The sequence below is a fragment of the Bremerella alba genome, from assembly GCF_013618625.1.
Taxonomy (GTDB): domain Bacteria; phylum Planctomycetota; class Planctomycetia; order Pirellulales; family Pirellulaceae; genus Bremerella; species Bremerella alba.
The window spans coordinates 191,870-218,297 of record NZ_JABRWO010000012.1; the positions used below are offsets into that span (position 1 = coordinate 191,870).

The window sequence follows — 26,428 nt, forward strand, 5'->3', positions numbered from 1 at the left end:
TTGATCTGGTGTTCGAGAGCTATAGTTTTACGGAAATCCCACTTCTTAGTCGGACGTAGTTTGCTGTTCTATGGATTCTGACGTAGCGTTCAGCGCTAACCTTCCAACAACACTCAAGCGCGGTAAGCGATGGGCAGCAATATCTGATGGCCACGGAACCTCCTCACAATTCTGGCTCATTTGACGCTACGGACGTACCCCCTGGCCCCGTAGATGATCCGATTCACACCATATCGAATTTAATCGCCTGGGCCGACGAACCGTCGGAGGAGACGGTCGACGACGAATTTGGTGAAGCAGACAATCAACTCATTCAAGTAAGCCTGGGGATTGCCTCGGGGCTGTTCTACTCGCTGCAAGCGAAGCACTTCCCGACGGCTTCGCACTCGCTGCGCGTCGCCAAACTGTGCTCCCGGTGGGCCGCGATCCTCGACTTAGAAGCCTACCAGCGCGATCAGTTAGAAGTCGCCGCTCTCTTGCACGATATCGGCAAGATGGGTGTGCCTGACTATGTGTTGGCATGCCCAGGCAAGCTGGCGGCCGAAGAACAATTGCTGATGGATCGCAGCCAAGATATCGGCTTGGAGATTCTCTCGGCTTGCTGCGACGGTGAAGAGATCGTCGACCTGATCCGCTTCAACTATGCCTGGTTCAATGGTACCCATGGCAATTACAACTTGAAGGGGAAAGACATCCCCATCGAAGCTCGGATGCTGGCCATTGTCGATGCGTTTGACTCGATGACTGTTGACCAGATTTTCCGCCGGGCCCGCTCAACAGAACGTGCATTCGCCGAGTTATTTTCTTATGCCGGTACTCAGTTCGATCCGGACCTGGTCAGTAACTTTTGCGAAATGATGTCGCATCCGTTGCCAACAGAAGCGCAATCAACCCGCAATTGGCTCAGGGTACTTTCTCCAGAACATGCCAATAAACATTGGCGTGTGAACCAGCAAGGTGCCAATCCGTCGAAGTTGAGATCGCAGGCACCGTTCCAGGATAGCCTGGTTCGACACATTCATGACGCGGTCGTCTTTATTGACATCAACTTGCAGATACTTGGTTGGAATCAAGCGGCCGAGCGTCTAACCGGTTTGACACGTGACGCCGTCGAAGGCCATTACTGGACATCCGAATTGCTCGGGCTGGCCGATCATCAAGGTCGCAAGATCACCAGCGAGACCGACCCGGTTCGTGTGGCCATTGCTGCCGGTACCCAAGGCATGCACCGTCTTTCGATTCGCAACGCGGCCGGAAAATTTGTGACCGTCACGGCGCATATCGTTCCGGTGGTTGGCGAGGACGGAAAGAACCTCGGCACTACCATCCAGATGCACGACACATCCGGCGTCGAGTCACTCGAAGAGCAGATTCAATCACTGCACTACAGAGCGACCCGTGACCCACTGACCGGACTGGTCAATCGTGCCGAAATGGACCGTGGCTTGATCGATATGGTCGAACGCCACACGACCATTGGCCGATCGTGCAGTGTGATCATCTGCGACATCGACTTCTTCAAGAAAATCAACGATACATTCGGCCACCAAGCCGGCGACGAAGCATTGATCTCGTTTGCAAATTTGCTTCAGATGGATGCTCGCTCGGCGGATATTTGTGCCCGCTATGGCGGGGAAGAATTCGTGGTCCTTTGCCCTAGCTGCAACAACGAAGAGGCCGCACTACTGGCCGAGAAGATCCGCAGCGACCTGGCAGCAATGCCTCAGTCGGCATTGGGTGGCAAGAACATGACCGCCAGTTTCGGCGTGACCGAGATCCAGCGTGGCGACACGGCCGATTCCATTTTGAACCGCGCCGATCGAGCGTTGCTACAATCGAAAGAAATGGGTCGCAACATTGTCACCCAGATAGGCAATGGCTTGAAAGAGCCTGCCATTGGCGATCGACGCGGTTGGTTTACCCGTCTGATTGCTCCGGCGGAACCGGAAGTCCTGCTCAAGCGAGCGATGAAGACCAAAGTCCCCCTCAACCTGGCCGCGGAAAAGATCCGAGGCTTCGTCGCCGATCATCGGGCCGAGGTGCTCAACGTTAGCGATGAATCGATCAAAATCATGGTCGACGGAGAATCGTTGCCATTGCAGCGCCGAGTCGCCGACCGCGCTGTTCCACTGATCATCGAATTGAGGTTCAGTCCTATCACCGGTGAAAACGGCGGGCAGCATACCATGGTTCAGATTTCAATCTCCCCCCGCCGCAATCGCGATCGACGCAAGCGGGACGCAATCGAACGAGCACGTCATTTACTGATGAGCCTGCAGTCGTACATGGTGGCCTACGAATTCGTCGACACCACCATTGCCGCCGAGGAAGAACAGCCTACCTGGTGGAGCAAACTGTGGGGCAAGCCGCGCAAAGTGGAATCACGCTGAGGTTGGTTGGATCTCGGATCGCTTGAACGCGATAGGGATTTCTAGTTACTCAGCGTCGAATGTGCTCTAGAATCCCTCGCCCAAGCCCTCTCCTTTCGAAGGAGAGGGGACATGATTTGGACGACGCTAACCGATTCACTTGGTACGACGATCTAACCAGATTTGGCCAAGCCAACTAGCCGATCAGCTTTCGCAGTTCATCACTGAGATCGTCGGCTTTCACACGCCATTGGTCTAACGTGTCGCGATGACGAATGGTGACCGTTTGGTCTTGCATGCTGTCGCCGTCGACGGTGATGCAGAACGGGGTACCAGCTTCGTCTTGTCGACGATAACGGCGACCGACGGCCCCCTTTTCGTCGTAGAAGACATTCCACTCTTTCTTGAGTGTGCGATAGATGTCTTGAGCCATCTCCGGCATGCCGTCTTTTTTGACCAGCGGGAAGATCGCCGCTTTGATCGGGGCGATTCGCGGGTGCAGTTTCATCAACGTGCGCGTTTGCATCTTACCCTTGTCATCGGGTGCTTCGTCTTCCGTGAATGCTTCGCACAAAAAGGCCAGCATCGCGCGGTCTGCACCGGCCGATGGTTCGACCACGTGTGGCACGAAACGTTCGCCGGAGAGGTCATCGCGATACGAAAGATCCTTGCCGCTACCACGATGCTTGGGCTTGCCTTCTTCGTTCAGCTCGACCGTCATCGGATTGGTGTTGGGATCTAGCTTGCCTTCCATATGACTACGCAAATCGAAGTCACCTCGGTGGGCAATCCCTTCCAACTCGCCATATTCGCCTTCGGGCAAGAATGGGAACGCGTATTCAATGTCGGCCGTACCGATCGAGTAATGTGCCAGCTCTTCGGGGTGGTGCTCGCGAAGGATCAGCTTGCCTTTATCGAGTCCCATGTCCTGGTACCACTGGAAACGACGTTGCCGCCAATAGGTATACCAGTCTTGCGACGAATCGGGATGGCAGAAAAACTCGATTTCCATCTGTTCGAATTCACGTGAGCGGAACGTGAAGTTACGCGGCGTGATCTCGTTGCGGAAGCTCTTACCAACCTGGGCGATACCAAAAGGAACGCGAACACGGCTACTATCGACCACGTTCTTGAAGTTCACGAAGATCCCCTGTGCCGTTTCCGGCCGCAGGAAAGCCGCGTCTGAATCGCCACCGAGCGCGCCGATCGTCGTCTTGAACATCAAGTTGAATTCGCGCGGCGGGGTGAGCGAGCCCAAGCTCTTTGCGTCAGGACCGAGAACCTGTTCGAAGTCGTCTACGGTCGTCAACGAAACGAGCGGGCCATCCCACTTCAGTTCGTCCGCGTTCTTGGATCGCATGCCGAAGAATTTGAGCGCCTGACGTTCGAGATCGGCTTCCGGCGATTCCGAATCACTACCGGCGGTGGCGAAGATTTTTTTGCCTTTCGCTTCGACCCAACGTCCCTGGATCTGATCGTGGCGATAGCGCTTTTTCGACTCGCGGCAGTCGACCATATAATCGTGGAACAAGTCGTAGTGCCCGCTGCACTTCCAGACCTGAGGGTGCATGATGATCGTGCAGTCGAGACCGGTCATCTCGTACGCAGCCGGAGCCCCAGGCAGTTGGGCCAGGTCGTCGTGACCGGTGACCATATCACGCCACCAGGCATCCTTGATATTGCGTTTCAGCTCGACGCCCAACGGGCCGTAGTCCCAAAATCCATTGATACCTCCATAGATTTCGGATGACTGAAACATGAAGCCTCGCCGCTTGCACAACGAGACGAGCTTTTCCATTTCCATGGCGTCGATTCTGCTTGAAGTGGGTGAATAGCGTAAGTCGTTAACAGGTAAACATCTAAGTGTACCTCAGGGGTCCCTGGGGCGTCTACGTGGGTCGTCAGCCGGCAATTGGCTCGATTGCTTGCATGGTTTGCCCTAAAATTCGGACAATTCCTGCTGCCGAAGGTTCTGTCCCGTTGATTTCATGCCTAAAGACCTAATCAATCCGTTTCAGTCGCCGCAAGACACGCCGGATGAGTCGCCGTCGGCTGTTTCGGCAGTGGCTGAAGAAGTTTGGCCGTTCGTGGCGACAAAGCTAGCGATGATCGAAGAAATCGATCCGCCGCTAGGCAGGCAGATTGTACCAGGCCAGCCGTGGGGCAAGATCCTTTCTTATTTACTGCTGAGCCTTGTTGGACTCTATGTGCTTTGGATTGGGGTGATGCTGCTCGTGGCGTGGGGCACAAGCAATTCCGACGCCCTGGCCTCCCTCACGATGCAGCACATCCCGACCCTGCTGTTTGTCATATTACCAGGCATTCTGTTTGTCCTGACCATCAGCCGTCACTACTTTCAGCAGGACGTCTCCACCTTCCGCCGATTAGCAAAACTGATTCGTCAGCGCGAAACCAAACCGATCCCCTCGCTGAACTCCCCCAACTGCCAGTTCGTAGCGATCGTCCCTCGAGAACGCTGGCAACTTCCCGAACAGCAGCTCACGCAGGAAGTCGCTATCTTGCATGTCAACCCTTACGATTCGCGGATCATCGTGGAAGGGGCCGAGCATCGCTTTTGGATACCCTCGCAGGCTCTGCTCAAGTGTGGAGTCGACTGCTTCACAAAAGCGAAGAAGCAAGTCTGGGTGCTTTGCCTAGTCATTCAAACCAGCGAAGGTCCGCGGGAAGTATGCCTAAGGGCTGGCAACGTCGACGGCTTCTGGCAATCGAATAACCAGCGAAAGTCCGTCGCTGAAAAGTTTTGGGGACGAATCTTGCTGCTGAAACAAGCACCGCATTCGACCAGGAAAATATAATTAGCCAAGCCGTAACGACTCGTCGAACTCCGCTAGGCGTCTCCGCCAGAACTTATCCATTTGAAACCAAACCCCTTAGCCCCCCAAGAGCTGTGTTCTCGAATCGGAAAATCCGACCAACTTTGGCAAACCGATGGTCAAAGGAATGCAAAAGCGGAAGAATATAGAAACCGTATCCTGCATCTAAAGAACACGACATGACCACCCAACCCACCAATCCGTTTGCTGCACCGCTGGCCGACATTTCGGCAACCGGCAAACCGGAAGCCGACCAGGCGTACCCCATGACGGCCACGGCCACTGCGGTGATCGAGGATGTCCCGGAGCCACATTGCGGGAAAGTACGCACCTTGGGCATGCGTTTTCTACTTGGGCTACCCCAGGTATTGATTCCCATCACGCTTGGGATTTTGTTTTACACTCTGGCGGCGTTCGGTCCGGTGTGGTTGAACCTGGGTGGGAACGCGTCGCTCGCACTCTTGGTAGCCAGCATTATCCTCTTTTTCACACTGATCTATATCCTGACTAACGCTTTCTGCCAGGACCGCTGGTGGGAAACGCTCTTGCGGCGACAAATCGACAATCGCTCTGCCCCATGGATCGCAAGAGAGAGTTTCCCTAGCGAATTTGTCACGCTGACATCAACGCAGCCACAGTCGATGGCTTCGTTTCAGTTGGGCTCGAACGAGGCCGAGATCATTGACATCGGCCTCCTTCAACTGGACAAGACCGAGGGAGAAATCGTGCTCGAATGCGACAACCGCCGCTATCGCATTCCTCGCGGTTCCCTGCTGTTGTGTGACGTCCGGAAAATCAAGTTGCAGTCACCGTGGATTGTCGTGGTGAATCTCGCTTGTCAGACAAGCGAGGGCCCCCACGAGTTCTGCATCATGCCGGCCGACATCCAACCATGGCTTATATTCACGGCGCAGCACCGCAAAAAACAGGCAGAACGGATCGCAAGTGAAATCCTCGCTCTCCCCAAGGTCGATTAGACCAAAACGTCATCCCACGGCCCGGTGATCGCGAACGTGATACCAGGCGTTTGGATATTGGCAAACATCCACTTCCCATCAGGGCTGAATGTCGACCCGGCCCACTCCTTATCGACGTACGAGCCGCGAAGGCCGTTATGCTCGCCATTAAGCGTGATGTTGTTCTCGGCGAAGTTTTTCAACCGACCATCCTTTGTCAGGATTAGCATCCGCTGCGGTAGTGGGTCTTCGCCGGAATAGTCGTTGTCTTCGCAGAGAACCAAGCCTCCTTGAGGACTTACACACAAGTTGTCCGGCATGTTCAAAACGCGTTTGTTGCGTGATTCGTAAAGCAACGTGACCGTTTGCTGCTTGGGATCAAACTGCCAGATCTGTCCTGCCTTGGCAGCTCCGCCGTTGGTGGCATCGAAGTAAATCAAATCATTGCCGTACCAGCAGCCTTCGAGCCGAGAAAAGGTTGAGCCGCCGAGCTTTTGACCTTGCTCGAAAACCGAGTCGACCTTCGCATCAGGGTTCGTTTTCTCTAACGCTGGGTTCGCAATCCGATGCCACTTAACCGGGAACGACGAGCCATCTTTAAAGCCGCCACGAAGGTCAGGATGCCCCACGACCTCGGCGATTTCCAGTACACCGCCGGCCGCCAACTTGCCTGGCTGCGTAGGGCGGAAGCGATAGAAGCCTGCTTTGCCTTGGTCTTCGGTCAAATAGACATCACCCGTCTTGCGATCGATGGCGACGGCCTCGTGCACGAAACGTCCCATCTCCTTAATGGGCTGCGCAGTAGAAGTGCCATCCGAGGGAACTTCAAAGACCCAGCCATGATCCTTTTCGTAATGGGCCTGGCGATTGCCGTCCTCAGGCCCATCCAGGGTTTCTTCACAGGTCAACCAACTAGCCCAGGGAGTCACGCCACCGGCACAGTTACGGACGGTGCCGGAGATGGCACCGTAACTGGACAGCCACTGTCCGCGCTTGATGTCAAATTCTAACTGGGTACAACCACCGGTGGCCGATCGATCGTAGGAAGAACCATTTCTGCTGCTAAACGCAGGTCCTACCTTGCCGAGTTCGTGATTCCTAGTGATGAGCAACTTGTTAGCCTTTTGGCCTACCACGCCCATTCCGTCGTGAGCAGATGGGGTCGACTGGCCGTCGTCCATTTTATCGCCCGTCCAACCGTACGATACGTAACGAAACCCTTCCGGGAGTTTCAACAGCGGCAAGCCAGTTGCTTCATCCTTCACAGGAACCAGAGATGCCGATTGCCGGGCCGTCTCTCCGAGTGCCGTTCGCGCGCCCAGGGTCGACAGGGCACCTCCAATGGCAAACGATCCAAAAACAGAAAACGTATCACTCAGAAATTCACGACGCGATTTAGGGTCAGCCATATCCGGTTCCCAAGATGGGACTTAAAAGAAACATCAGTGCCATGCGGCAAGGTACCTAAAGTGCCGGCGAGCTGACAAGCGGCTTCACGAATTCTTAACACGTAATTCGGGTTCACGTGGCTGCCGTGCTGAACTTTAATCCCAGGATGGCAATCCCCAGTAGAGCCATAAAAAACAACCGGGCGACTGAGACCGGTTCGTTCAGGATCGCCATACCAAGCACGGCAGTTCCAGCCGCTCCAATCCCAACCCAAACAGCATACGCTGTCCCAATCGGCAAATCGCGAACCGCGACTGAAAGCAGGTACATGCTGCCAGCCAAGGCAATCACCGTCAAACAGCTGGGCCAGAAGCGAGTAAAGCCTTCGGTATATTTAAGACCCGTTGCCCAGACAATTTCGAGAAGACCGGCTGCCAATAGAATCCACCAAGCCATGATAAGCTCCTTGTAGGACGACACGAGGTTAGTTACTTCGTGCGTCGTCTTATCCTGACCGGGTACGGCGCGTCTCGTCCGGGGCTGTATGCGTAGCCAACGTTGGTAAGATTATTCGCAAGCACCCAACCAACCGCAAGCCCGGCTTACCGCACTCACGATCGGGGCCGCCCCCCCCCGACAGTAGAGCCTGACCTCTTAGCTACCCCACTAAAAATTAGGTGTGGGGGGGCGATACTGCGAAAGATCGATGGTCTTGAACCAGTCGATGGTTTGCTTGAGGCCGTCTTCCAACTGGGTAGTTGGCTCCCAACCTAAGTGCTTTCTTGCCAAGGTAATGTCCGGTTGACGCTGTTTGGGGTCGTCGGAGGGCAAGTCCGTGTAGATGATCTCCGACTTAGAACCGGTCAGTTTGACGACCAGCTCAGCTAACTGCCGGATTGAGAACTCGATGGGGTTCCCCACGTTGATCGGGCCTACCTGATCGCAAGCCATCATCTTAATGAGGCCGTCGACCAGGTCGTCGCGGTAACAGAACGAGCGTGTCTGCGAGCCATCGCCGTAAATGGTAATCGGCTCGCCGGTGAAGGCCTGGCGGATGAAGTTCGAGATCACGCGACCGTCGTAAGGATGCATCCGCGGCCCATACGTATTGAAAATTCGTACGATACGGACCTGAACGCCGTTCATGCGATGATAATCCATGCATAGCGTCTCGGCGGCTCGCTTGCCTTCGTCGTAGCAAGCGCGGATTCCGAGCGTGTTGACGCTGCCGCGATAGGTCTCTGGCTGCGGATGGATTTCCGGATCACCGTAAATTTCCGACGTCGAAGCAAACAAGTATTTCGCGCGGCAACGTTTGGCCATCCCCAGCAAGTTGATCGAACCCATCACCGACGTTTTCATGGTCTTGATGGGATTAAATTGATAGTGCCCAGGAGCCGCCGGACAGGCCATGTTGTAGATCTCGTCCACCTCCAACCAGACGGGATGGATGATGTCGTGCCGAATGACCTCAAAGTTCGGCTTCGACAACAAATGGACGATATTCGACTTCTGGCTGGTGAAGAAGTTATCGACGCAGATGACATCGTGCCCCTGTTCGACCAGTTCTTCGCAAATTCGCGAACCTAGAAAGCCAGCGCCGCCGGCTACCAAAATGCGTTTGATCTGAGACATAAAATTTCAGGTCGCTCTCTGTAGTAAAGTCCCAATCCGCAGGCTAGGTTTTGGAAACATCGACTGGTCGACGGCCCACCGAGAAATACGTGAACCCATGCTTTTCCATGTTGCCCAACTCGAACAGGTTACGTCCATCAAAGATGGTCGGTGATTTCATTTTCGCTTTTAGTTTCTTGAAGTCCGGCGTGCGGTACTCGTTCCATTCGGTGTTGATAGCCAAGCAATCCGCACCGTCAACGGCTTCCATCTCGCTTTTGCAGTATTTGCGAATTTTGTCGCCAAATTGAGCCTGAACGTTTTCCATCGCCTCGGGATCGTGCACGTGGATGATCGCTCCCTTGTCGGCCAGATAGTTCAGCAGTTCCAGAGCGGGCGCTTCGCGAATGTCGTCGGTCTTCGGCTTGAATGCGAGTCCCCAAACGCCGAACGTCTTGCCAGCAACGTCGCCACCATAGAACGCATCGATCTTACGAACCAGCGATGCCCTCTGATGAACGTTGACTTCGTCGACTGCACGCATGATCTTCGGCTCAAGCTGCAATGTTTCCGCCAAAGACGCCAAAGCACGAACATCTTTCGGGAAACAACTTCCACCGTAGCCCAAACCGGGAAAGAGGAACTGAAAACCGATGCGTTGATCGTGCCCCATGCCGATCCGCACATCGTTGATGTCCGCCCCGACTTTCTCGCTGAGATTGGCGATCTCGTTGATAAAGCTAATCTTGGTAGCCAATAGTGCGTTGGCGGCGTATTTTGTTAATTCCGAGCTTTCAGGGCTCATGAACAAGATGGGCTTGCCGGTGCGAACCAGCGGGGCATGCAGCGTTTGCAGCAACTCTTCGGCCGCTTCGTTACGAACGCCGCAGACAACGCGGTCGGGATACATAAAATCGGAGATGGCCGAGCCTTCTTTCAAAAACTCGGGATTGCTTGCCACGTTGACTTCGCGGCCGCATAGCTCCTTAAGCATCTCGTACACCTTGCCGTTGGTGCCGACCGGGACGGTGCTCTTTACTACCACCAAAGCGTCTTCTCGTAGATGGGGCGCGATGCCTTCGACGACCTTCCATACGGCAGAAAGATCGGCAGCCCCGCTATCAGACTGAGGTGTTCCGACGGCGATATAGACAATATCGGCATCTGGAATCACGTCGGCAGCATTGGTGGTGAACTGCAGTCGCCCCTCTTCATAGTTTCGCGAAACCAGTTCCGACAGGCCCGGCTCATAAATCGGGATAATGCCCTGCTTCAGTCCTTCGACTTTGGCCTGATTGACATCAATGCACGTGACTTCATTTCCCAAATCAGAGAAACAGGTTCCCGTTACCAGACCCACGTAGCCTGTGCCTATGACTGCTAGCTTCATCTAAACTCTTCCTGGCAGGAAATCGACTATGACGGTAATCGAATTAGTGTACCCCAGTTTGTAAAGGATAACAGGTGAAGAGGCTTTACGAGACCACACCTCCCGAGGCAATTCAGGATCATCTGCGGAAGAAAAGCCTTTTTTAAGCCGCATGAGTGTGAGAGAATCCGGCGGAGTCATCACACAAGACGTGATCCAGTCTTGATCTCTTTACCTAATCTTCCTGTAATCGCTGATATGCTCCCTCGAATTATATTCTGGTCGGTAACGGCTTCCCTGGCCGGCTTTCTGTTTGGTTTCGACACCGTCGTGATTTCTGGCGCAGAAAAAAACATCCAGCAGTTGTGGGGGTTAGAAGACTTTCAGCACGGACTGGCCTTGAGTGCCGCTTTGTGGGGAACCGTGATCGGGTCGATGATTGGTTTCTGGCCGACCGATCACTTCGGTCGCCAAAAGACATTGGTATCGATCGGCATACTCTATTTTGCGTCGGCGATCTGGTCTGCGCTCGCGACTGACCCTTATTCCTTCATGCTCGCTCGATTTATTGGCGGCCTGGGCGTAGGGATATCGACGGTGACATCTCCGCTGTATATCTCTGAGATCTCTCCACCCCAAGACCGTGGCAAACTCGCCGGCATGTTTCAATTCAATATTGTTTTTGGCATTCTGATCGCGTTTCTCTCGAACGCATTGATTGCGCAGTGGTTTGCCGAATCGGTCGCAGAAGGAGAAGTCAATAACGCTTGGCGGTGGATGTTGGGCGTCGAAGCGATTCCCGCGATTATCTATTCCATCTTTTGTTTCTTTCTACCAGAAAGTCCTCGTTGGTTGATTGCCCGCCAAGGGCAACGTGAAAAGGGAATCGAAATACTGCGTCAAATCATGCCGGATGATTCGCCCGGACACGTGGAAGCGGTAGCCGATGAAATCGAAATCACCGCCCAACAAACAATCGCAGGCGGCAGCATTTGGCAAGCGAAATTGCATGTACCGATGCTGATGGCCTTCCTGATTGCCTTCTTCAATCAGCTCTCGGGCATTAACGCGGTGCTTTATTTTGCCCCGCGGATCTTCGAGTTAACTGGGCTCGGCGAAGAAGCCGCTTTGCTAACATCGGTAGGAATTGGTGTAACCAACCTCATTTTCACATTTGTCGGCTTGGCCTTGATCGACCGCCTAGGACGCCGCACGTTGATGATCATCGGTTCGATCGGTTACATCGCCTCGCTTGGCCTCTGCGCGTGGGCCTTCCACAGCGAGCATTATTCAATCGTGCCTCCTTGTATTTTTGCGTTTATCGCAGCCCATGCGGTCGGTCAAGGCGCAGTTATCTGGGTCTTCATTTCTGAGATCTTTCCCAATCGCTACCGAGCCGTCGGGCAGACACTCGGTAGCTTCACACACTGGTTTTTTGCGGCGACGCTCACGCTCGTGTTCCCTTACATGGTAACCGCGTTCGCTCCTGCGATCGTCTTCGGTATCTTCTGCGGGATGATGGTCTTGCAATTGCTGTGGGTGCTTGTGCAAATGCCTGAGACAAAAGGGGTCCCGCTGGAAGAGATCGAGCGAAAACTTGGCATTCATTCCTAATTGCCGGTACGACTTGCCGAGACCCGCTTGTGCAGCCGCTTGAGACGTCGGAGGTGCTCTCCCGGTGCCGCGAGACTGCCGTGATTGGGCAGCACTCCGCGCGGATTCAAAGCTAGTGCCGTCTCGATACTGCGTACATTTTGTTGAGAATCGAGGTTGAAGATATCCAGCGGCAGTCGAGCTTCGTCACGGTAACTGACAAATAAATCGCCGGTCAGCAGTAACTTCTCTTCGCCCCACCAGAAGCCCATATGCCCGGCGGTATGACCTGGCAGATGAACTGCTTGAATGCCAGACGCGATATCGAGATGATCGGCATCGAGCCGCGGGGCGGCAATCCAGGCACCGTAAGCTTTGGCCAGGTGGGCCACATTCAAGATATGATCGAGATGCCCGTGAGAGACCACAATCCCTCGGACCGGCTCATCTTGCCATCCTTCTCGACGAAGGGCGTTCTGAAGTAATCGCCACCCCCCGATGAAACCGCCATCGATAACATAAAGCCCTTTCTCATCGCGCAGCACGAAGAAGTTAAGCGCCGGGGCACGCACTTCCAATATTCTGGGATGAACTATAGGCATATCATTACGATCGGTTTGCAGAAGTATTTGGCTTACCAAATAACGCAGTAAAAGTTGTCCGGCAAGGCACCCCTCTTCAGTTAACTGTGGCAGCGGCTTGCGGGTAACACTAGACCAGCTTAGCACGATGCATAGGATTTATAACGTTGGCAGACACCTCCCCAACCCGTCGAATCGTCATCGCAGGCGGAAGCGGATTCCTGGGTCTTTCGCTGGCTCAGCACCTGCACGAAAACAACTTCGAGGTTGTCATACTTTCACGAAATACCCCCAGGTCGGAAGGACCCTGGACGCATGTGGCCTGGGACGGTCGATCACTCGGCAATTGGAAGAGTTGCCTTGATGGAGCATACGGCATGGTCAATCTGGCGGGGCGAACGGTCGACTGCATCAAGACGCCAGACCATCAGGACGAAATCCTCCGCTCACGCGTGGAATCGACCAGGGTCCTCGGCCAAGCCCTACGAGCCATCGACCAGCCTCCCCCGGTTTGGGTTCAGATGGGAACAGCCCACATCTTCGGCGATCCTCCCGAAGCAATCTGCACCGAACAATCGGCGATCGGAGTGGGGCTGGCACCCGATGTGGCCATGGCATGGGAAGAAGAGTTCGCTAAGGCGAGACTCCCTTCTCAGCGTGGTATCGTGCTGCGAACCAGTTTCGTTGTCGGACGCGACCGGGGCGCCGGTGGAGGTGCCCTGGATCGCTTGAGCCTCCTCACTCGATTGGGGCTCGGTGGCCGTATTGGCACCGGCAAGCAGGGCTTTAGCTGGATTCACGAACTCGATCTGAATCGTCTTTTCCAACGAGCACTGATCCAAGAAAGCATGCACGGAGTCTACATTGCCTCGGCCCCCAACCCTGTCTCGCAAATCGAATTCATGCGAGCGTTACGCGAAGCGATGGGCATACGATTTGGATTGCCGGCGTTTGCTTGGATGGTCCGCCTGGGGGCACCCTTGCTGCTGCGGACCGACCCGAACTTGGCTCTTTATGGACGGTACGTGCGGTCCGATAAGTTACGGGAAGAAGGCTTTGCGTTTCAGTTTCCTGACGTCGGGCCGGCGCTCCAGGATATCACTCGATCGCTCTCGTAGTCAGGGAATTTCCGTATAGCGGATAATCCGAACGCCGCTTGGTGACCACAAGAGACACAACTAGCTCGCTCGCCAACCACTGCCAAACCAGGGCGTATCGACCTGATAATCCATCCGCAGTCGCATGACTAGCTGTGCTGCGTGATGCTGAATGTGACGCAAGTTATAAACGTGAAGCTCGGCCCGACTGAATGTCTTCGGGGGAAACTCACACGCGGCAGCCAAGTCTTGTGCAGTCTCCACCGCGAGCGTTTCCTTCGCTTTTGCTCGGCAGAATTGTAGATAGTCACCCAGCGTTGCTTTGGTGTAACGCTGCCGTTGGGCACGTGGCTCCATCTCTTCATAATCCGCAAAGAACTCGGCATGTTGCCGGTGGTAGGCCTGCTGCTTGAGTTCTTCCGGCTTCTTTCCGAGATAGTAGTCCGTGAAAAACAACGTGTGAAAGACAGCCTGATCGAAGGTCATATTGACTACTTTTCCCTGCCAGGCAGGTTCCGGGCTCTTCTCGATAGAGTAATTTAAAGTACATAATGCGGCTTCATATTGCCGCCCTAGCAGGTCGTTCCACAGATTGCCCATTCCCTTCTCCCCGTTCGGTAACGTCTTTCTACATAATCACTTAAATGCCTTGACATCTTCTTCAAGCTCAATCCATCAATGGGTTAAATTTACCCCTTTCTGGACGCATGTCGCGGAAACACGCCTAGTCTTTAGTGCGCTTAGGGAGTATATTTATCCCAAACAAGGTGTGAGACTTAGCAGCTTACAAGCCGTTTAAGTTCATTCGATTCGATAAAAAAGCGGTCACCTGGACCGAGATGTTGCAAGCGTATTGCCATCTCAATCACTCTTCCCAGGTTGCTCGTTCTCTCGACCGCGACTGATTATCTTGCCCCTTACGGCCACTCCACGCAATGAAATCGCCTGCGTGATGATCCATTTGCCACGTAAGGCAAAACCAGTTGGCCGACAATTTGGCATCGCCCCCAAAATCAAGGGGCAGACAGTTCGCGCGTGCAGGTCGAGAGGACTCTCTACCCACGGTCTGCGAATGTCATCCGAAAGCATTGATCGATATGAAGTTTACCGATGTCGCGCTAGCCGAACCATTTCAGCGTGCCCTTAAAAAGCTGAAATACGAAACGGCCTCGCCGATTCAAGCGGAAGCTATTCCCGTAATCCTGGATGGTAAAGACCTGATTGGCTGTGCCCAAACCGGCACCGGCAAGACGGCCGCATTCGCCCTGCCCATGCTGCATCGTCTGCTAGAGTCGGCTCCCCCCAGAGAACAGCCGACCGAGCGCGTTCGTGGCAAGCGGACCTCCAACAAGTTCCAAGGACCTCCACGCCCAATTCGCGCATTGATTCTCGCTCCGACACGCGAACTGGCTGCGCAAATCAGCGAGAGCCTGAAAAAGTACGGCGGGGCTACTTCGCTGAAGCACACGGTGGTGTTCGGTGGCGTTTCACAGGTTCCTCAGGTACGCGACCTTCGCTGGGGTATCGATACTTTGGTTGCCACCCCAGGCCGTCTGCTCGACCTGATGACTCAGGGGCACATCAACCTCTCGCAGCTGGAAATCCTGTGCTTCGACGAAGCGGACCAGATGCTGGACATGGGCTTCTTGCCGGCACTAAAGAAAATTGTCGCCGCTTGTCCCCACGATCGACAGACGGTGATGTTCTCGGCCACGATGCCGCCAGAGATTCGCGATTTGGCTGAAAAATGGCTGACCAATCCTGTTTCGCTACAGGTCGCTCCGGTCGCGGCACCTGCCGAACGCATTTCACAGTCGGTCCATTACGTCGACAAGCGTCGTAAGGCCGACCTGCTATCGCGTTACCTGCAAGACACTCCGCGCAGCCGCACACTGGTCTTTGTTCGCACGAAGCACGACTGCGATAAGCTTGTACGTATTTTGGAAAAGGACGGCCTGCGAGCCGCCGCGATCCACAGCAACAAAAGCCAGAGCGTGCGAAGCCGAACGCTGGCACAGTTCAAGAGCAACCGTCCGCCAGTACTTGTGGCGACCGATATCGCCGCACGTGGCCTGGATGTGAATGACGTTTCCCACGTGGTCAACTTCGATCTACCAGAAACGCCAGAAACCTATGTCCATCGAATTGGCCGCACCGCGCGAGCCGGCGCCGAAGGGGTGGCCGTTTCGTTCTGTGCCGGTGGCGAACGACGCCTGCTCAAGCAGATCGAACGCTTGACACGCATTTCAATCCCCATCGAGCCAGCCATCGACGGGTTCGAGACCAGCGACCCAATCACCCACGACGAACCTCGTCGCGGTGGTTCGCGTGGACGTGGTCCTCGTGGCAACGGCGGTCCCCGCACCAGTGGCGGCCCACGCAAATTCGGCAGCAAGCCTGGTGGTAAGAAGCCAAGTCGTTTCGGCTCGAAGTCGAATTCCGACAACCAAGGCGGTGACGATCGACCGAGCGACAAGAAGCCCGCTGCGGCAGGCCCCTTCGGCAATAAGAACAAGCCGAAACGCATCGCCGGTAAGCCTGCTACCGGCTTTGGTCAAAAGCAAAAGCGACGCCGTCCAGCAAATACCGAACGCTAAGCTAAACCGGCAACACTAGAAAAAGAAAACCGCCTGAGCGAGATATCGCTCCAGGCGGTTTTTGTTTTTAGCTCGATGCGGGCGAGAGTTCACTTAGTTGTTAAGCAGACGGGATAGTAGTCCGCCGGTTCGCTTGATCTTGAACAGGGTCGTCGTGCCGCTGACTTCGTGAGCGACGACGATCGCCGGTTCGGTAAATGGACTGTTGCTGCGAGAGATGAAGTCAATCCCTTCAGGAGCAACGTCCGTTAGATTTCGCGAGTACTGCACGAAGCTGGGATTGAGCGGGTTGGTAATGTCGTAAACCATTACGCCGCCGACACGTTCCAGGCCGATAAATGCCCAAGTGCAGCCCAGGTCGCTGCCGATGTCGATCGCTTCCGGTTCTGGCCCCTTGGCGTCGCTGCGATTATCGAAGTTATCGGAGTCGCCATCGTCTGAATTGAAGAAATCCGGAACCTGAGCGGCAGTGATTTCTTCGAAGTCGCTTCCGCTGTCGTACACTTGCACCGTTTGTCCAAACGGAGTAAGCAGCCAGATCGAGAACGATCGAGCACCGAAGCTGTACAGTTCTTCGTATTCGTTGTCGTTGTCCAAGTCGCCAAGCGTGGTCGTCACATTCAAACGACCCAGGTTTTCATCTTCCTGCAACTCGTCGGCATCAGGGAAGGCGTCTTCGTCCAGAACCAGATCCTTGATGCGTTCTTCTTCCGCAAAACCATCGTAATCGCGGGCATCCCCTTCGTTGGCGGAAGCAACTAGCGTGAAACCGAAGAATTGAGTCGAAGCGATCGAGTCAGGCATGTACATGCCCTTAGTTGGCCACGGCTGAATATTGATCGTGCCATTGTCATCGTCCGAAGCATCCATCGCGTTTTCAGGCAGCGAATGATCCTTGAAACCGAGCGGGTTGATCGACAGAACACGTTTAGCAGGTATGCTAATCACAGCGATCGCGTTGTTTTCCTGGCAGCTGACATATGCCGTACGCGAGTTTGCCGAAACCGTGATGTATTCTGGTTCGATATCTTGTGCGACCGAGGCACCTGGTCCGAAGATACGCACGCCAGCGGCCTTCAACGCTGCTTCTTCACTGTTGAACGACTCGAAGCCGGTTTCGAACACTTCCGGATCGGCAGGATCGGTCACGTCGATAATCGAAACAGAGCCAACTGGATCGATGTCATAATCGTCGTTTGGCTCCCCTTCGTTGGCAACCAAAACATACTTGCCATTTGGCGTGAAGGTGACCATGTCTGGCAGGTAACCCGCTTCAGGTTCGGAGTAAACAGTGTAGTCCTCGGCATTGAGGAGGATCACTTTACCACGCACGCCTGTTTCGGCTGCAACAGCAATCGCCACGAGACCTTCGTAACAGGACACGCTATTCACATCACCTACGTCAATCTGATGCAACAGCGTGCCGTCGGTCGCGTCCAGTACGTCCACCGTTTCGTCTGCTGCGTTGGTTACGAAAACTTTCCGTGTGTCCGCATCGTAGGAAACAATCTCGCAAGCCGTTTCGCCCCCTTCAGCCTCATATCGCCAGGCTTCTTCTAAGCTGGGCGTACCAAACAGAAAATCCAAAGGGCCAGCCGCAGCCGAACCTGCCAGAACCAGCGATGCCAGAACGGCACTGTTCAAAGAAAACACTTTCATCCGAGGTGATCCTTCATCATAGGGTCTATCCAAAGAAACAATATGCCGACCAGTTTGGGGGCATATTGTTGGCAACAGATGAAGGTCAAATGAAAACAAACAACAAAAATCTTATTGCGATTGTCTCGGCAGACGAGCCGCACGAGTTCAGTTCTGTACACGGCTTAAGATAGAATTATTGAAACAGGAGGACTCCCTGGTTCAATTGGGTCGCGTCCTTTTGCAGAGCCTGATTTCTGAAGAAGCACGCACCGCGAACTGTTAGATAAGGCAGACTTGTGTTTGGATGAAGCCGATCACTGGCCGGACGATTGCCCCTCATCCGCTGCCTCTGCTTCGTTGATCGCAGGAGCGTCTTCCGTCTCCGCTTTAAGGGATTCGATTCGCTCTTGGATGAGCTGGGGGTGTTGGTATCCTAGGGCAATTGCTTTCTTGAGTTCGCGATCCGCATCTTCCAAGCGTCCAACCGTTGCGTACGCAAGCGCTAAGTTCGAGTGCGCGACTGGCCGCGAGTCGTCCAGATCGACTCCTCTCTCTAAGTGCACGACCGCTTTCTCGAATTCCTTCTGATGGAGGTAGAACGCACCTACATTAACGTGAAGCTCGGCGTAGTCAGGCTCCAGTTCCAAAGCCTGGTTGTACATCTTTTCCGCTTCGTCGAATTCACCTCGCAGGCGATATACCACCCCTTTGTTCACGAAAGCCCTATGGTCTTGGGGATCCTCCTTGATTGCCAAGTCATGGTACTTGATCGACTCTTCGTACTCGCCCAGTTCGTTGTAGCAGTTGCCGATCATCGTCAACACGCCACTTTTGCTGTAGTTAATCAACGGCCGTTGGATTGCATCTTTGAAATACACAATGGCTTCGGCATAGTCGCCCTGGTCGCTATAGACACCCCCTTGCTCGACTAGGGCGTCGCCACTTTTCTGAGTGTCGCAGCCAACAAGCAAGATGGTTGCCACGAAGCAGGTCGCGGCGCAAGTGAGGTTCGTCATGAATTTCGATCTGAGAGAAAGGGGCAACCGATAAGCAGGGTTGCTTCGAATTCTAGCCTTGTCGCTGGATGTCTACCAGAACTTCCACCAGGGCTTCTTACCTACGGGTCGCGTAGATTGCGACATTTTGAAAACCATGTCAATGGCCTGGTCCATCGTTTCCTGAGAGACTCCGCGATCAGGCACAACACTCGGAAAGAGCTTCACGCCACTTAAGTCGGCGGCATCAGTGCCAGATTCCAACGCACTGAGAATCGCATTGGACTCGGCATTGTACAGCGTCAGCGAATGCCATTTTTCTTCGGGCAATGTCTCCCAAAGCTTGGCCCCAATGGCTCGGCCCCTGGAGTAGGCTGGCAATGCCATCAGTGGTACGTCGGTCTCGATCGTACCGTCGCGGCGTGCCCGAATGATAGTCGAGGAATATTGCACGCCGGTCGCCTCGAAATAAAGACGCCCGAATGCAATGGTCGAGACGGACTCGACTTCGTGAACCGTATCGGCATCGAAGCCTTGCCCGACCATGGCCTCTATCAATTGATCGACCGATTCGTAGTCGGAAAAGTGCTCGCCAAAGTATCGGATTGTTCGTTCAAGTTCCCTGCGATATCTGATCTCTGTCGAGTTGCTAGGAAACTCAAACACGGCAAATCGCGTCACATAGCCGAAGTCTGGCCCACCGATACCAGCCGGCCAGTTCTCTTCACGATGGGCGACTTCATGACCATCGATCTCGAGTTCCCGATGCCATCCTTTTTCGCCGTGCGAAAGGATCGTCGCTTTGACCAGGTGAACCCGCCGCGGAGCAGCCGACTCAGCGGCATAGCGAAACCAGGGCTTACTGTCGTCGAGCTTATTATGAATTGCTTCGTCGTCGATGCCTCGGGCCAGCGATGGTCCCACGTAAGCACGCAGCCCCGACAGACCGTAATCACCCGGGGCATATCCTTGCGAGAAATCACCGTCCTGGACGCCGGCCTGGCAGGTCATGCAGAGCGGTCGGTTATCGAGAAATGATTTGATTGGCCCCGCCACGCAGGTAACCCACAGTCCACCCGCTTCGCGCAGTGCGTTATCTCGATCTTCTCCCATGCCAACGACACACGCATCCAGAACTTCGTCATCATACTCGTGCAGCGTGGCATAGACATGACAATGAGCCATCTCTCGCCGCCCATCTTCCCCCTCGTAGATTACTACTGAAAGTGAAATGCGTCCGTCAAACAGTTTGAGACTGCCATCAAACAACTGCGTCCAGCCGCCCAGTTCGCCACCGTGGGTGACAATGCCTTCTTCAATGTGCTCGAGCAGTTGATGTTCTTCAGTCACGGTGGCGAAACTCCAGAAAAGCTGACATCGCTAGCAGATAAGACCTGCATGGTGGGAAGTCGTTCAAGCGAAAAGTTGAATAATCCGCAAATCTTATCATGCCCCCAAGGGCAATGCACGGTTGCAGCTCCTATCTCTTCGCCATCAATGGTTTGGTTGGCCGATGAAGGAAACATACCGTGCTCTCTCCCCAACGAACAAGCTCTAAGAGAACTGCCCTGTGAATCGGATTCGTTGCCTGGCTTTTGCGGCCCTTGCTCCTTTCGCCATGATAAATCTGGCTTTGGCACATCCCGATGACCCCATTGCTACCGATTCGCTCTATGACCCAGCCGAGCCGTTCGCTACGTGCTGGGAGTGCGAAGGCCATGGACACGGTCACGACCTGAAAGAAGATCGCCCCGACACGCACGCACCGGCTAGTTTGATGGGAGACCATGTCCACCACCAGGGCGAATACATGGTGGAGTACAAGTACCGCAAGATGTACATGGACGGCAACCGTTTCGGCTCGCGGCGGGTGACCGACACCGAAGCGCTGACCGTGACCGGCATCAACTTCATGGCCACGCCCACTCAGATGGATATGGATATGCACATGATCCATTTCATGTACGGGGCCACCGACGATATCACGCTGTACATCATGCCCATGTGGATGGAACTGACGATGGACCATCTACGCGCCAACAACACGACCTTTTCCACCTACAACTCTGGCTTCGGCGACCTCCACTTTGGTGCGTTGATGCTTCTGCATGATACGGACAGCACCGATTTGATTTTCAACTTCGGTATGAGTGCCCCAACCGGTAACATCCATGGCACCACCACCAACGTGAGCCCCGCAGGCATGGAAACACAGATGCCTTACCCAATGCAACTGGGCAGCGGGACGTTCAACTTCCGTCCCGGCATTACTTATAAGAAGTATTGGGCGATGGCGAGCATGGGTGCCCAACTTCAGACGAACTTACCCGTCGGCGAAAACTACCGTGATTACACCGTAGGTAACGAATACCAATTAAATTGGTGGTTCGCCAAGCGGGTAACCAAACCTTTCGCATTGACCTTTCGCACCGAAGCACTGTGGCGAGAAAACTACCGTGGAGCCGGCGACCCGCAGTTAAACCCCAACATGATCAGCACGGCCCGCACCGATATGCGAGGCGGCTTTTGGTGCAATCTCGGCTTCGGCGGCATCTATCAATTTTGCGACGGTAGCCGTCTGAATGTTGAAATGGTTCTGCCAGTCGCCCAAGACCTGAATGGGGTGCAGTTGGAAACCGACTACAGCATGGCAGCGAGTTTCTCGAAGGCCTGGTAAATCACACATACGCTGCTGCAAACTTCAATCCTGGGCACAATGCAGCGGCGTTCCCGAAACATTTCTCGCCGGAAGTATTTGAAGGTCGAACAAGCCTTTTTGGCAGCTTGCTCCCTTTCAAGGTTTTCGGACGGCAACATAAGAGCGGTTGATCAAAGGCCTCTTCGAAACAAACATGCCCACGCGAACGTGGGCATGTCATGAACTTGCTCGTAAGAAACGTAGTCGTTAGAACGACAGCCCTTCTCCGGAAGCATTGTTCGAGGAATCTCCTTCATCGCTCGACTTGGCGTCTTTCGGCGGGTCCATGCGAATTAACAAGTAATGCTTGGTGCTGGTGGTACCAAAATGAACCAGGACCGGCACTTCGTTCTTGGTGAGGTTATAGATTCCTGTTTCAAATACCGTCGAGGAATTGTCCCCTACGGTGAACGCACAACGCTGCGTCTTCTTGTCCACTTTCCCTTGAACAAGGTACGACTTGTCTGTGGACGTGTTGTAGTAGGAACCGCTAATGATCCCGTTGTGGTCGACGGCCAATTGAATAACCCGTGTCGGTTTAGGATCCTCTTCACTGGTAGAAATACCGAAGGTCCCTAGCGGCAAAAACTTGTCGTCTTGGCTGTTGCCGTTCTGACTATTATCCTGCTGGCTGCTGCTCTGTTGGCTATCGTCCTGGGTGCTGTTTGACTGCGTGTCGGCAGACTGAACGGTTGCCAAATCCATCGCCGACTGGGCGTATTCTTCTTGTGTGCCGACATCCTGTCCGTTGACGTACACAGAGTTATCCTGATACACGACGTTGCCGCCGGTGCCGTAGTCGTAATAAACCGGAGCCCCCCAGCCATAGTAAGGGAACCAGGCCGTCATGCGGCCCCAGGTCGCACCACGCCACCAGTACCAGCTATTGTGATTGTGCCAATCGTGTTGGTAGTACCAAGGCCTGAGGTTCGGGTGATCGTGGCTCCACCAGTCACTGCCAGGACGATTCCAATTGAAATGGTTGTCGATGTTCTGCGTGATCTCGGGATGATTGACGTTCCACCAATTGCCGTCGATATGGTTGTTGTGGATGTTCTGGACGTTGTTGCCGATGTTGTCGTGATCCTTACTCCAGAAATCACTGCCAGGGCGATTACCGTTGTTCTTGAAATCTTGAACCTTGTTATCGAGGTTCGGATGATCTTTGCTCCAGAAGTCACTGCTGGGGCGATTGGTGTTATTTTTGAAGTCTTGGGCCTTATTATCGAGATTCGGGTGGTCTTTGCTCAAAAAATCACTACCAGGCTTGGGCCCGTTACCGCCAAGCCACTTGTCGATATTGTTACTGGCGTTGGGATGATCCTTGCTCCACGTGTCGCCACCGCTCAGCCCAGAGCCTTTTGCCTTGTCGGCCCATTGTTCGAGCTTGGTGGCACGGTCGGGATTGTTATCCAACCAACTGCTGAGCTTGTTGGCACCGGGGCTGCCTGGTCCGACGATATTGCTCAGCTGACCATGAATCTTGCTGGTTGCATCGGCAGGGAAACTCGTACGAATCCCACCGTCTGCTTTGGGTCCACCCGGCAAACTAAGGAAGCTTTGCAATTGCCCCGTCGAAGGTCGACCGCCGTTGGGCAGATGCGTGGTAAACGAAGGAAAACCAGCGTGGCTTTCTCCAATACCGGCCAGATTGTCACCGGCATGAAGTGACGTGGGATTCAGTGTTCCGGGAAAACGACCGGCAATCCCCGACGAAGGCAGATTCAAATTACTTTGCGGCAAATGGGTACTGGATGGCAGATGCGCGCCACCAAAGTCCCCTCCCTGAAAGCCGCCGGCTCCCAATCCGCCACCGCCGAAGTTACCGGAAAGCCCGGCACCGCCTGGTCCTCCAGGATGAAAACCACCACCGGCCATCACGCCGCCGCCGTGAAAGCCGCCACTCAAGCCTCCCATTCCACCACCGTGGAATCCGCCACCGCCATGAAAGCCGACCGCGTAAGCCGATACCGGTAAAAAGACTGCCGCCACGACCGTCCAACACCAGGTCCAAAGATTTCGCTGCATGGAAATGTTCCCTTATGTTTCTTGTGTGCGTAAAGTCCTAGTTGCCGTATCGGGTTAGCTTGTCGGGACCACTTCCCGCCAGAACTTTGCCGTCGACTTCCATGTTGACCAGGCTGAGCTTCAACTCGTTGTTCGAGACGCGCTCGATCACTTGGCTGTACGAAGCGCGACGTCCGTCGACCAGTTTCACCACCATCGGGCAGCGCCATGTCGCCGGACCTGTTTGCTCAAACGTTCCCTCGCCAAAGCTTCCGTCGCCGTCAAATTGCCAGCAACGGATCACGTTGTGTTCGTTATCCCAGCCAATGACTTGCATGCCAGACTGACTGAAGCCTTGCGGTGTGCTGATTTGATATTGGCGGGCCAGGAAGTTGCCACCATTGATCCAACTCACTTGATTCGAGACAGTCGACTTTTCGTCGCCATCAACCCATGTGCCCACCAACCAATCCAACTGCTGCAAAGCGCCCGATGGCATCGACGCGCTGACCGGTATATCAGTTTCTTCCACTTCGCTGATCAGCCACTGATCTCCATGCTTAGCCAGCAAAGCCGACAATCGTGAGAACGAAACCGACTTGTTGGTGTGCATTACTTGCGTCGAACACTTCACACTGACGACGTCGGGCGAAATCTCTCGATACGAATTTACCGTGATGGCCAACTTGGCCTGGGGATCGGATTGAAAGAGCGCTTCATAGGCTGCCAGAATTGCCGCACGCCCCTTCAGGCTGCCTGCCAATGCCGACTGACGATGGACGGCGTCTTCTTGCCAGAGATTGGCGATCGCTTTGGCATCGTGCGCGTTGAACGCCGTTTCAAATGTTTTGAACGATGCTTGCAGCTTTTGCTCCAGCGGGTTGCTTGCAGGCTCGCCCGTTTGAGCATGTAGATTGATGCATAAAAGCAACACAAAAGAGCATGCCACCAACCCATAACCGATCTTTCCGGCACTATGGCATCGGCGTGACGAAGATAGAAACTTCATCCGACGTCCCCCGTTCTTTACGTTATTTGAGTTTGCCCCAGAAGATATTTCACCCCAAATTATAGGTGGTGTTTTTTGGGGGTCGCAACAAAAGGGTTGAAAGAATCGGCAGAGAACGGGGATTTCACGCGAGTTTCATACGGTTTACATCGGCAGGAGATAGTACATCCAGGCCTTTATCCGAACAGTGACAGTACTAATGATTTGAAAAGGCTTTCCTTTTTGGGTGTAGATGGTTGCCATTCCGGCAGTTCCCATGGGCAGCGTCTTGGCGAGTTCTCTATCGTCGAGTGCAATCTTAACGGCAAACTTTCCGCTGGAATGAACGCTGGCAGCATCCAACAACTTTCCAGAAGTCACGAACTGGCCTTCCCCGCTACCTTGAATCACCGAATCGACGGTGCCTGTGAACACCTGCCCTGGGTGATTCTTCAACGCAACTTCAACTCGATCTCCCGAAGCAACGTTCTTAAGGACGTTTTGACTGAACACACCTACCACATCGACATCGGACGTATCGACAAACGTTCCCATCGGCGAGAACGGCAGCGGCACGGCCATCGCCCCTTCGCGCACTTGCCAGTTAGTAACAAAACCATCGGCCGGCGCGTAATAGGTACATTGCTCGAGATTGAACTGGGTTGTATCGAGTTGGGCCTCAGCGAGGGCGACTTGCTGCTGAGCCGTCTGCAAGGAAAACGCAGACACTTCTTTGGCCGCGTTCGATTTGTCGACGCCAGCTTCCGAGGCCGCAACCTTGGCGCGAAGCTCGGTAAGCTCCAAGGCGCTCACAGCACCTGGCGAACGTTCGTTGGCATCTTCCTTAGCCGCCAAGTCTGCCTTGGCGGCCTCGAGGCTGGCCATCGACTCTTGGATGGTTGCATCCGCAACTTTAAGGCCCGCTTGTAGTTGCTCAACGGTTTTCTCGGCTGCACTAACGGCCGCTTTGCTCTGGTTTACCGCGAACTGGAAAGGATTCTTTTGAATCTCGAACAGGATATCCTTTCCTTTGATTAGTGGAACGTTGGGCTTGGCCTCGATCTTGGCAATGTGTCCTTTCACTTGCGGCACGATTTGAATCGTGTGCCGCGTAACCACTAGTTGGCTAGTGGTTGGTGCCGAGAATTGCCAAAAGATCACGATCGCACCAACCGCGACAATCCCAATCACGGCAGATACAGCTAGATTCACTGGCGTCGGTTTGACCTTCATCTTAATATAGAAGAGCCAAATCCCCGTCACATACAAAATGATAAACAAGGCAATCATCGTGAACCAATTCTTGTTGGGGCGAGAATTCTTATGCCGATGCGTTCTTCAATGAAGAGAGTTCAGCCTGAAGCTGGGCGACTTGCTTTCGCAGCGTTTCCACTTCGTCATTACCTGCGGAAGCCTCATTGCCGAAAGGAATAAACGCCCACACAAACGCAATCGGCCAGGCAATCCCCCCCAACGCCAGCCCGATCCAACTCGCCGCATTAATAGCATCGGCATGGGGATGATTTCGCTGCCGGGCAAGACGACCCGGGAGAGATCCCACGGCAACAATCGCGGCGACAACCACAAAAAACAGCACCGCGATAACAAACCAGGCAAACAGAGTGGCGAAATCCATAGGTCTTATCCAGAGAGCAAACGGAATAGTTTCCGTGAGTTATTTAAATTCGTTTCCTTAGTCT

22 protein-coding genes and 1 riboswitch are annotated in these 26,428 nt (G+C 54.2%); of the genes, 7 read left to right on the plus strand and 15 right to left on the minus strand.

The window, feature by feature from the left end:
• Positions 1-146: 146 nt before the first annotated feature.
• Complete coding sequence (locus tag HOV93_RS20445; RefSeq protein ID WP_207398395.1) at positions 147-2,390, plus strand: diguanylate cyclase; 2,244 nt, start codon at positions 147-149, stop codon at positions 2,388-2,390.
• Between the two features lie 175 nt (positions 2,391-2,565).
• Here the strand turns inward: HOV93_RS20445 and HOV93_RS20450 are convergent, their stop codons facing one another.
• Positions 2,566-4,167: a glycine--tRNA ligase gene (locus HOV93_RS20450; RefSeq protein WP_207398469.1), complete on the minus strand. Its 1,602-nt coding sequence runs from the start codon at positions 4,165-4,167 to the stop codon at positions 2,566-2,568.
• Between the two features lie 190 nt (positions 4,168-4,357).
• On the opposite strand from HOV93_RS20450, the gene HOV93_RS20455 reads away from it, so the two are divergent.
• Positions 4,358-5,185 (plus strand): hypothetical protein, encoded by an 828-nt coding sequence (locus HOV93_RS20455; protein WP_207398396.1) that lies wholly within the window; start codon positions 4,358-4,360, stop codon positions 5,183-5,185.
• 197 nt (positions 5,186-5,382) lie between these two features.
• On the plus strand, positions 5,383-6,180 hold the full coding sequence (locus HOV93_RS20460) for a hypothetical protein (protein WP_207398397.1): 798 nt from the start codon (positions 5,383-5,385) through the stop codon (positions 6,178-6,180).
• Here the strand turns inward: HOV93_RS20460 and HOV93_RS20465 are convergent.
• The 4 genes from HOV93_RS20465 to HOV93_RS20480 all read right to left on the minus strand — a co-directional run bounded on the left by HOV93_RS20465 (position 6,177) and on the right by HOV93_RS20480 (position 10,552).
• On the minus strand, positions 6,177-7,568 hold the full coding sequence (locus tag HOV93_RS20465) for an alkaline phosphatase PhoX (protein WP_207398398.1): 1,392 nt from the start codon (positions 7,566-7,568) through the stop codon (positions 6,177-6,179). The genes HOV93_RS20460 and HOV93_RS20465 overlap by 4 nt on opposite strands.
• Positions 7,569-7,680: 112 nt before the next feature.
• Positions 7,681-8,004 carry a DMT family transporter gene (locus tag HOV93_RS20470; RefSeq protein WP_207398399.1) on the minus strand — a complete coding sequence of 108 codons (324 nt, stop codon included), beginning with the start codon at positions 8,002-8,004 and terminating at the stop codon, positions 7,681-7,683.
• A 38-nt stretch (positions 8,005-8,042) separates the two neighbouring features.
• A riboswitch (guanidine-III (ykkC-III) riboswitch) is annotated at positions 8,043-8,107 on the minus strand.
• Positions 8,108-8,214: 107 nt separating this feature from the next.
• Positions 8,215-9,183, minus strand: a complete 969-nt coding sequence (locus HOV93_RS20475; protein ID WP_207398400.1) for a UDP-glucuronic acid decarboxylase family protein — start codon at positions 9,181-9,183, stop codon at positions 8,215-8,217.
• Positions 9,184-9,226: 43 nt separating this feature from the next.
• Positions 9,227-10,552: a UDP-glucose dehydrogenase family protein gene (locus HOV93_RS20480; RefSeq protein WP_207398401.1), complete on the minus strand. Its 1,326-nt coding sequence runs from the start codon at positions 10,550-10,552 to the stop codon at positions 9,227-9,229.
• Positions 10,553-10,789: 237 nt separating this feature from the next.
• On the opposite strand from HOV93_RS20480, the gene HOV93_RS20485 reads away from it, so the two are divergent.
• On the plus strand, positions 10,790-12,145 hold the full coding sequence (locus HOV93_RS20485; RefSeq protein WP_207398402.1) for a sugar porter family MFS transporter: 1,356 nt from the start codon (positions 10,790-10,792) through the stop codon (positions 12,143-12,145).
• Here HOV93_RS20485 and HOV93_RS20490 read toward each other — a convergent pair.
• Positions 12,142-12,726 (minus strand): MBL fold metallo-hydrolase, encoded by a 585-nt coding sequence (locus HOV93_RS20490; RefSeq protein WP_207398403.1) that lies wholly within the window; start codon positions 12,724-12,726, stop codon positions 12,142-12,144. The two genes, HOV93_RS20485 and HOV93_RS20490, sit on opposite strands and share 4 nt — an antisense overlap.
• Positions 12,727-12,872: 146 nt before the next feature.
• Here HOV93_RS20490 and HOV93_RS20495 point away from each other — a divergent pair, with 146 nt between their 5' ends.
• Positions 12,873-13,823 carry an epimerase gene (locus HOV93_RS20495; RefSeq protein ID WP_207398404.1) on the plus strand — a complete coding sequence of 317 codons (951 nt, stop codon included), beginning with the start codon at positions 12,873-12,875 and terminating at the stop codon, positions 13,821-13,823.
• Positions 13,824-13,883: 60 nt separating this feature from the next.
• On the opposite strand, the gene HOV93_RS20500 is transcribed toward HOV93_RS20495, so the two are convergent.
• Positions 13,884-14,402: a DinB family protein gene (locus HOV93_RS20500; protein WP_207398405.1), complete on the minus strand. Its 519-nt coding sequence runs from the start codon at positions 14,400-14,402 to the stop codon at positions 13,884-13,886.
• Between the two features lie 497 nt (positions 14,403-14,899).
• Between HOV93_RS20500 and HOV93_RS20505 the strand changes: the two genes are divergently transcribed.
• Positions 14,900-16,399 (plus strand): DEAD/DEAH box helicase, encoded by a 1,500-nt coding sequence (locus HOV93_RS20505; RefSeq protein WP_207398406.1) that lies wholly within the window; start codon positions 14,900-14,902, stop codon positions 16,397-16,399.
• Between the two features lie 93 nt (positions 16,400-16,492).
• On the opposite strand, the gene HOV93_RS20510 is transcribed toward HOV93_RS20505, so the two are convergent.
• From HOV93_RS20510 to HOV93_RS20520, 3 genes are all read right to left on the minus strand, one after another.
• Positions 16,493-18,058, minus strand: coding sequence for a choice-of-anchor I family protein (locus HOV93_RS20510; protein WP_207398407.1), 1,566 nt, complete (start codon positions 18,056-18,058; stop codon positions 16,493-16,495).
• A gap of 296 nt (positions 18,059-18,354) precedes the next feature.
• Positions 18,355-19,056 carry a tetratricopeptide repeat protein gene (locus HOV93_RS20515; protein ID WP_207398408.1) on the minus strand — a complete coding sequence of 234 codons (702 nt, stop codon included), beginning with the start codon at positions 19,054-19,056 and terminating at the stop codon, positions 18,355-18,357.
• 72 nt (positions 19,057-19,128) lie between these two features.
• Positions 19,129-20,385, minus strand: coding sequence for a hypothetical protein (locus HOV93_RS20520; RefSeq protein WP_207398409.1), 1,257 nt, complete (start codon positions 20,383-20,385; stop codon positions 19,129-19,131).
• Positions 20,386-20,605: 220 nt separating this feature from the next.
• Between HOV93_RS20520 and HOV93_RS20525 the strand changes: the two genes are divergently transcribed.
• The gene (locus HOV93_RS20525) at positions 20,606-21,712 is read left to right on the plus strand and encodes a transporter (protein ID WP_315853445.1); all 1,107 of its coding nucleotides are present in this window, start codon (positions 20,606-20,608) and stop codon (positions 21,710-21,712) included.
• Here the strand turns inward: HOV93_RS20525 and HOV93_RS26660 are convergent.
• The 5 genes from HOV93_RS26660 to HOV93_RS20550 all read right to left on the minus strand — a co-directional run bounded on the left by HOV93_RS26660 (position 21,676) and on the right by HOV93_RS20550 (position 26,364).
• Positions 21,676-21,852 carry a DUF2314 domain-containing protein gene (locus tag HOV93_RS26660; protein WP_207398410.1) on the minus strand — a complete coding sequence of 59 codons (177 nt, stop codon included), beginning with the start codon at positions 21,850-21,852 and terminating at the stop codon, positions 21,676-21,678. The two genes, HOV93_RS20525 and HOV93_RS26660, sit on opposite strands and share 37 nt — an antisense overlap.
• Positions 21,853-21,940: 88 nt before the next feature.
• Complete coding sequence (locus HOV93_RS20535; protein ID WP_207398411.1) at positions 21,941-23,761, minus strand: hypothetical protein; 1,821 nt, start codon at positions 23,759-23,761, stop codon at positions 21,941-21,943.
• A 37-nt stretch (positions 23,762-23,798) separates the two neighbouring features.
• A complete protein-coding gene (locus HOV93_RS20540; RefSeq protein ID WP_207398412.1) occupies positions 23,799-24,749 on the minus strand; it encodes an SgcJ/EcaC family oxidoreductase in 951 nt (316 codons plus the stop codon).
• 144 nt (positions 24,750-24,893) lie between these two features.
• On the minus strand, positions 24,894-26,018 hold the full coding sequence (locus HOV93_RS20545; RefSeq protein ID WP_207398413.1) for an HlyD family secretion protein: 1,125 nt from the start codon (positions 26,016-26,018) through the stop codon (positions 24,894-24,896).
• Positions 26,019-26,049: 31 nt separating this feature from the next.
• On the minus strand, positions 26,050-26,364 hold the full coding sequence (locus HOV93_RS20550; protein ID WP_207398414.1) for a DUF3302 domain-containing protein: 315 nt from the start codon (positions 26,362-26,364) through the stop codon (positions 26,050-26,052).
• Positions 26,365-26,428 lie beyond the last annotated feature (64 nt).

Coding starts and splice junctions, on each gene's coding strand:
- HOV93_RS20470 (WP_207398399.1), bottom strand. CDS start 8,004: ATGGCTTGGTGGATTCTATTGGCAGCCGGTCTTCTCGAAATTGTCTGG.
- HOV93_RS20545 (WP_207398413.1), bottom strand. CDS start 26,018: ATGATTGCCTTGTTTATCATTTTGTATGTGACGGGGATTTGGCTCTTC.
- HOV93_RS20455 (WP_207398396.1), top strand. CDS start 4,358: ATGCCTAAAGACCTAATCAATCCGTTTCAGTCGCCGCAAGACACGCCG.
- HOV93_RS20485 (WP_207398402.1), top strand. CDS start 10,790: ATGCTCCCTCGAATTATATTCTGGTCGGTAACGGCTTCCCTGGCCGGC.
- HOV93_RS26660 (WP_207398410.1), bottom strand. CDS start 21,852: ATGTTGCCGTCCGAAAACCTTGAAAGGGAGCAAGCTGCCAAAAAGGCT.
- HOV93_RS20505 (WP_207398406.1), top strand. CDS start 14,900: ATGAAGTTTACCGATGTCGCGCTAGCCGAACCATTTCAGCGTGCCCTT.
- HOV93_RS20445 (WP_207398395.1), top strand. CDS start 147: ATGGCCACGGAACCTCCTCACAATTCTGGCTCATTTGACGCTACGGAC.
- HOV93_RS20500 (WP_207398405.1), bottom strand. CDS start 14,402: ATGGGCAATCTGTGGAACGACCTGCTAGGGCGGCAATATGAAGCCGCA.
- HOV93_RS20450 (WP_207398469.1), bottom strand. CDS start 4,167: ATGGAAAAGCTCGTCTCGTTGTGCAAGCGGCGAGGCTTCATGTTTCAG.
- HOV93_RS20490 (WP_207398403.1), bottom strand. CDS start 12,726: ATGCCTATAGTTCATCCCAGAATATTGGAAGTGCGTGCCCCGGCGCTT.
- HOV93_RS20475 (WP_207398400.1), bottom strand. CDS start 9,183: ATGTCTCAGATCAAACGCATTTTGGTAGCCGGCGGCGCTGGCTTTCTA.
- HOV93_RS20460 (WP_207398397.1), top strand. CDS start 5,383: ATGACCACCCAACCCACCAATCCGTTTGCTGCACCGCTGGCCGACATT.
- HOV93_RS20550 (WP_207398414.1), bottom strand. CDS start 26,364: ATGGATTTCGCCACTCTGTTTGCCTGGTTTGTTATCGCGGTGCTGTTT.
- HOV93_RS20465 (WP_207398398.1), bottom strand. CDS start 7,568: ATGGCTGACCCTAAATCGCGTCGTGAATTTCTGAGTGATACGTTTTCT.
- HOV93_RS20540 (WP_207398412.1), bottom strand. CDS start 24,749: ATGAAGTTTCTATCTTCGTCACGCCGATGCCATAGTGCCGGAAAGATC.
- HOV93_RS20535 (WP_207398411.1), bottom strand. CDS start 23,761: ATGCAGCGAAATCTTTGGACCTGGTGTTGGACGGTCGTGGCGGCAGTC.
- HOV93_RS20480 (WP_207398401.1), bottom strand. CDS start 10,552: ATGAAGCTAGCAGTCATAGGCACAGGCTACGTGGGTCTGGTAACGGGA.
- HOV93_RS20510 (WP_207398407.1), bottom strand. CDS start 18,058: ATGAAAGTGTTTTCTTTGAACAGTGCCGTTCTGGCATCGCTGGTTCTG.
- HOV93_RS20515 (WP_207398408.1), bottom strand. CDS start 19,056: ATGACGAACCTCACTTGCGCCGCGACCTGCTTCGTGGCAACCATCTTG.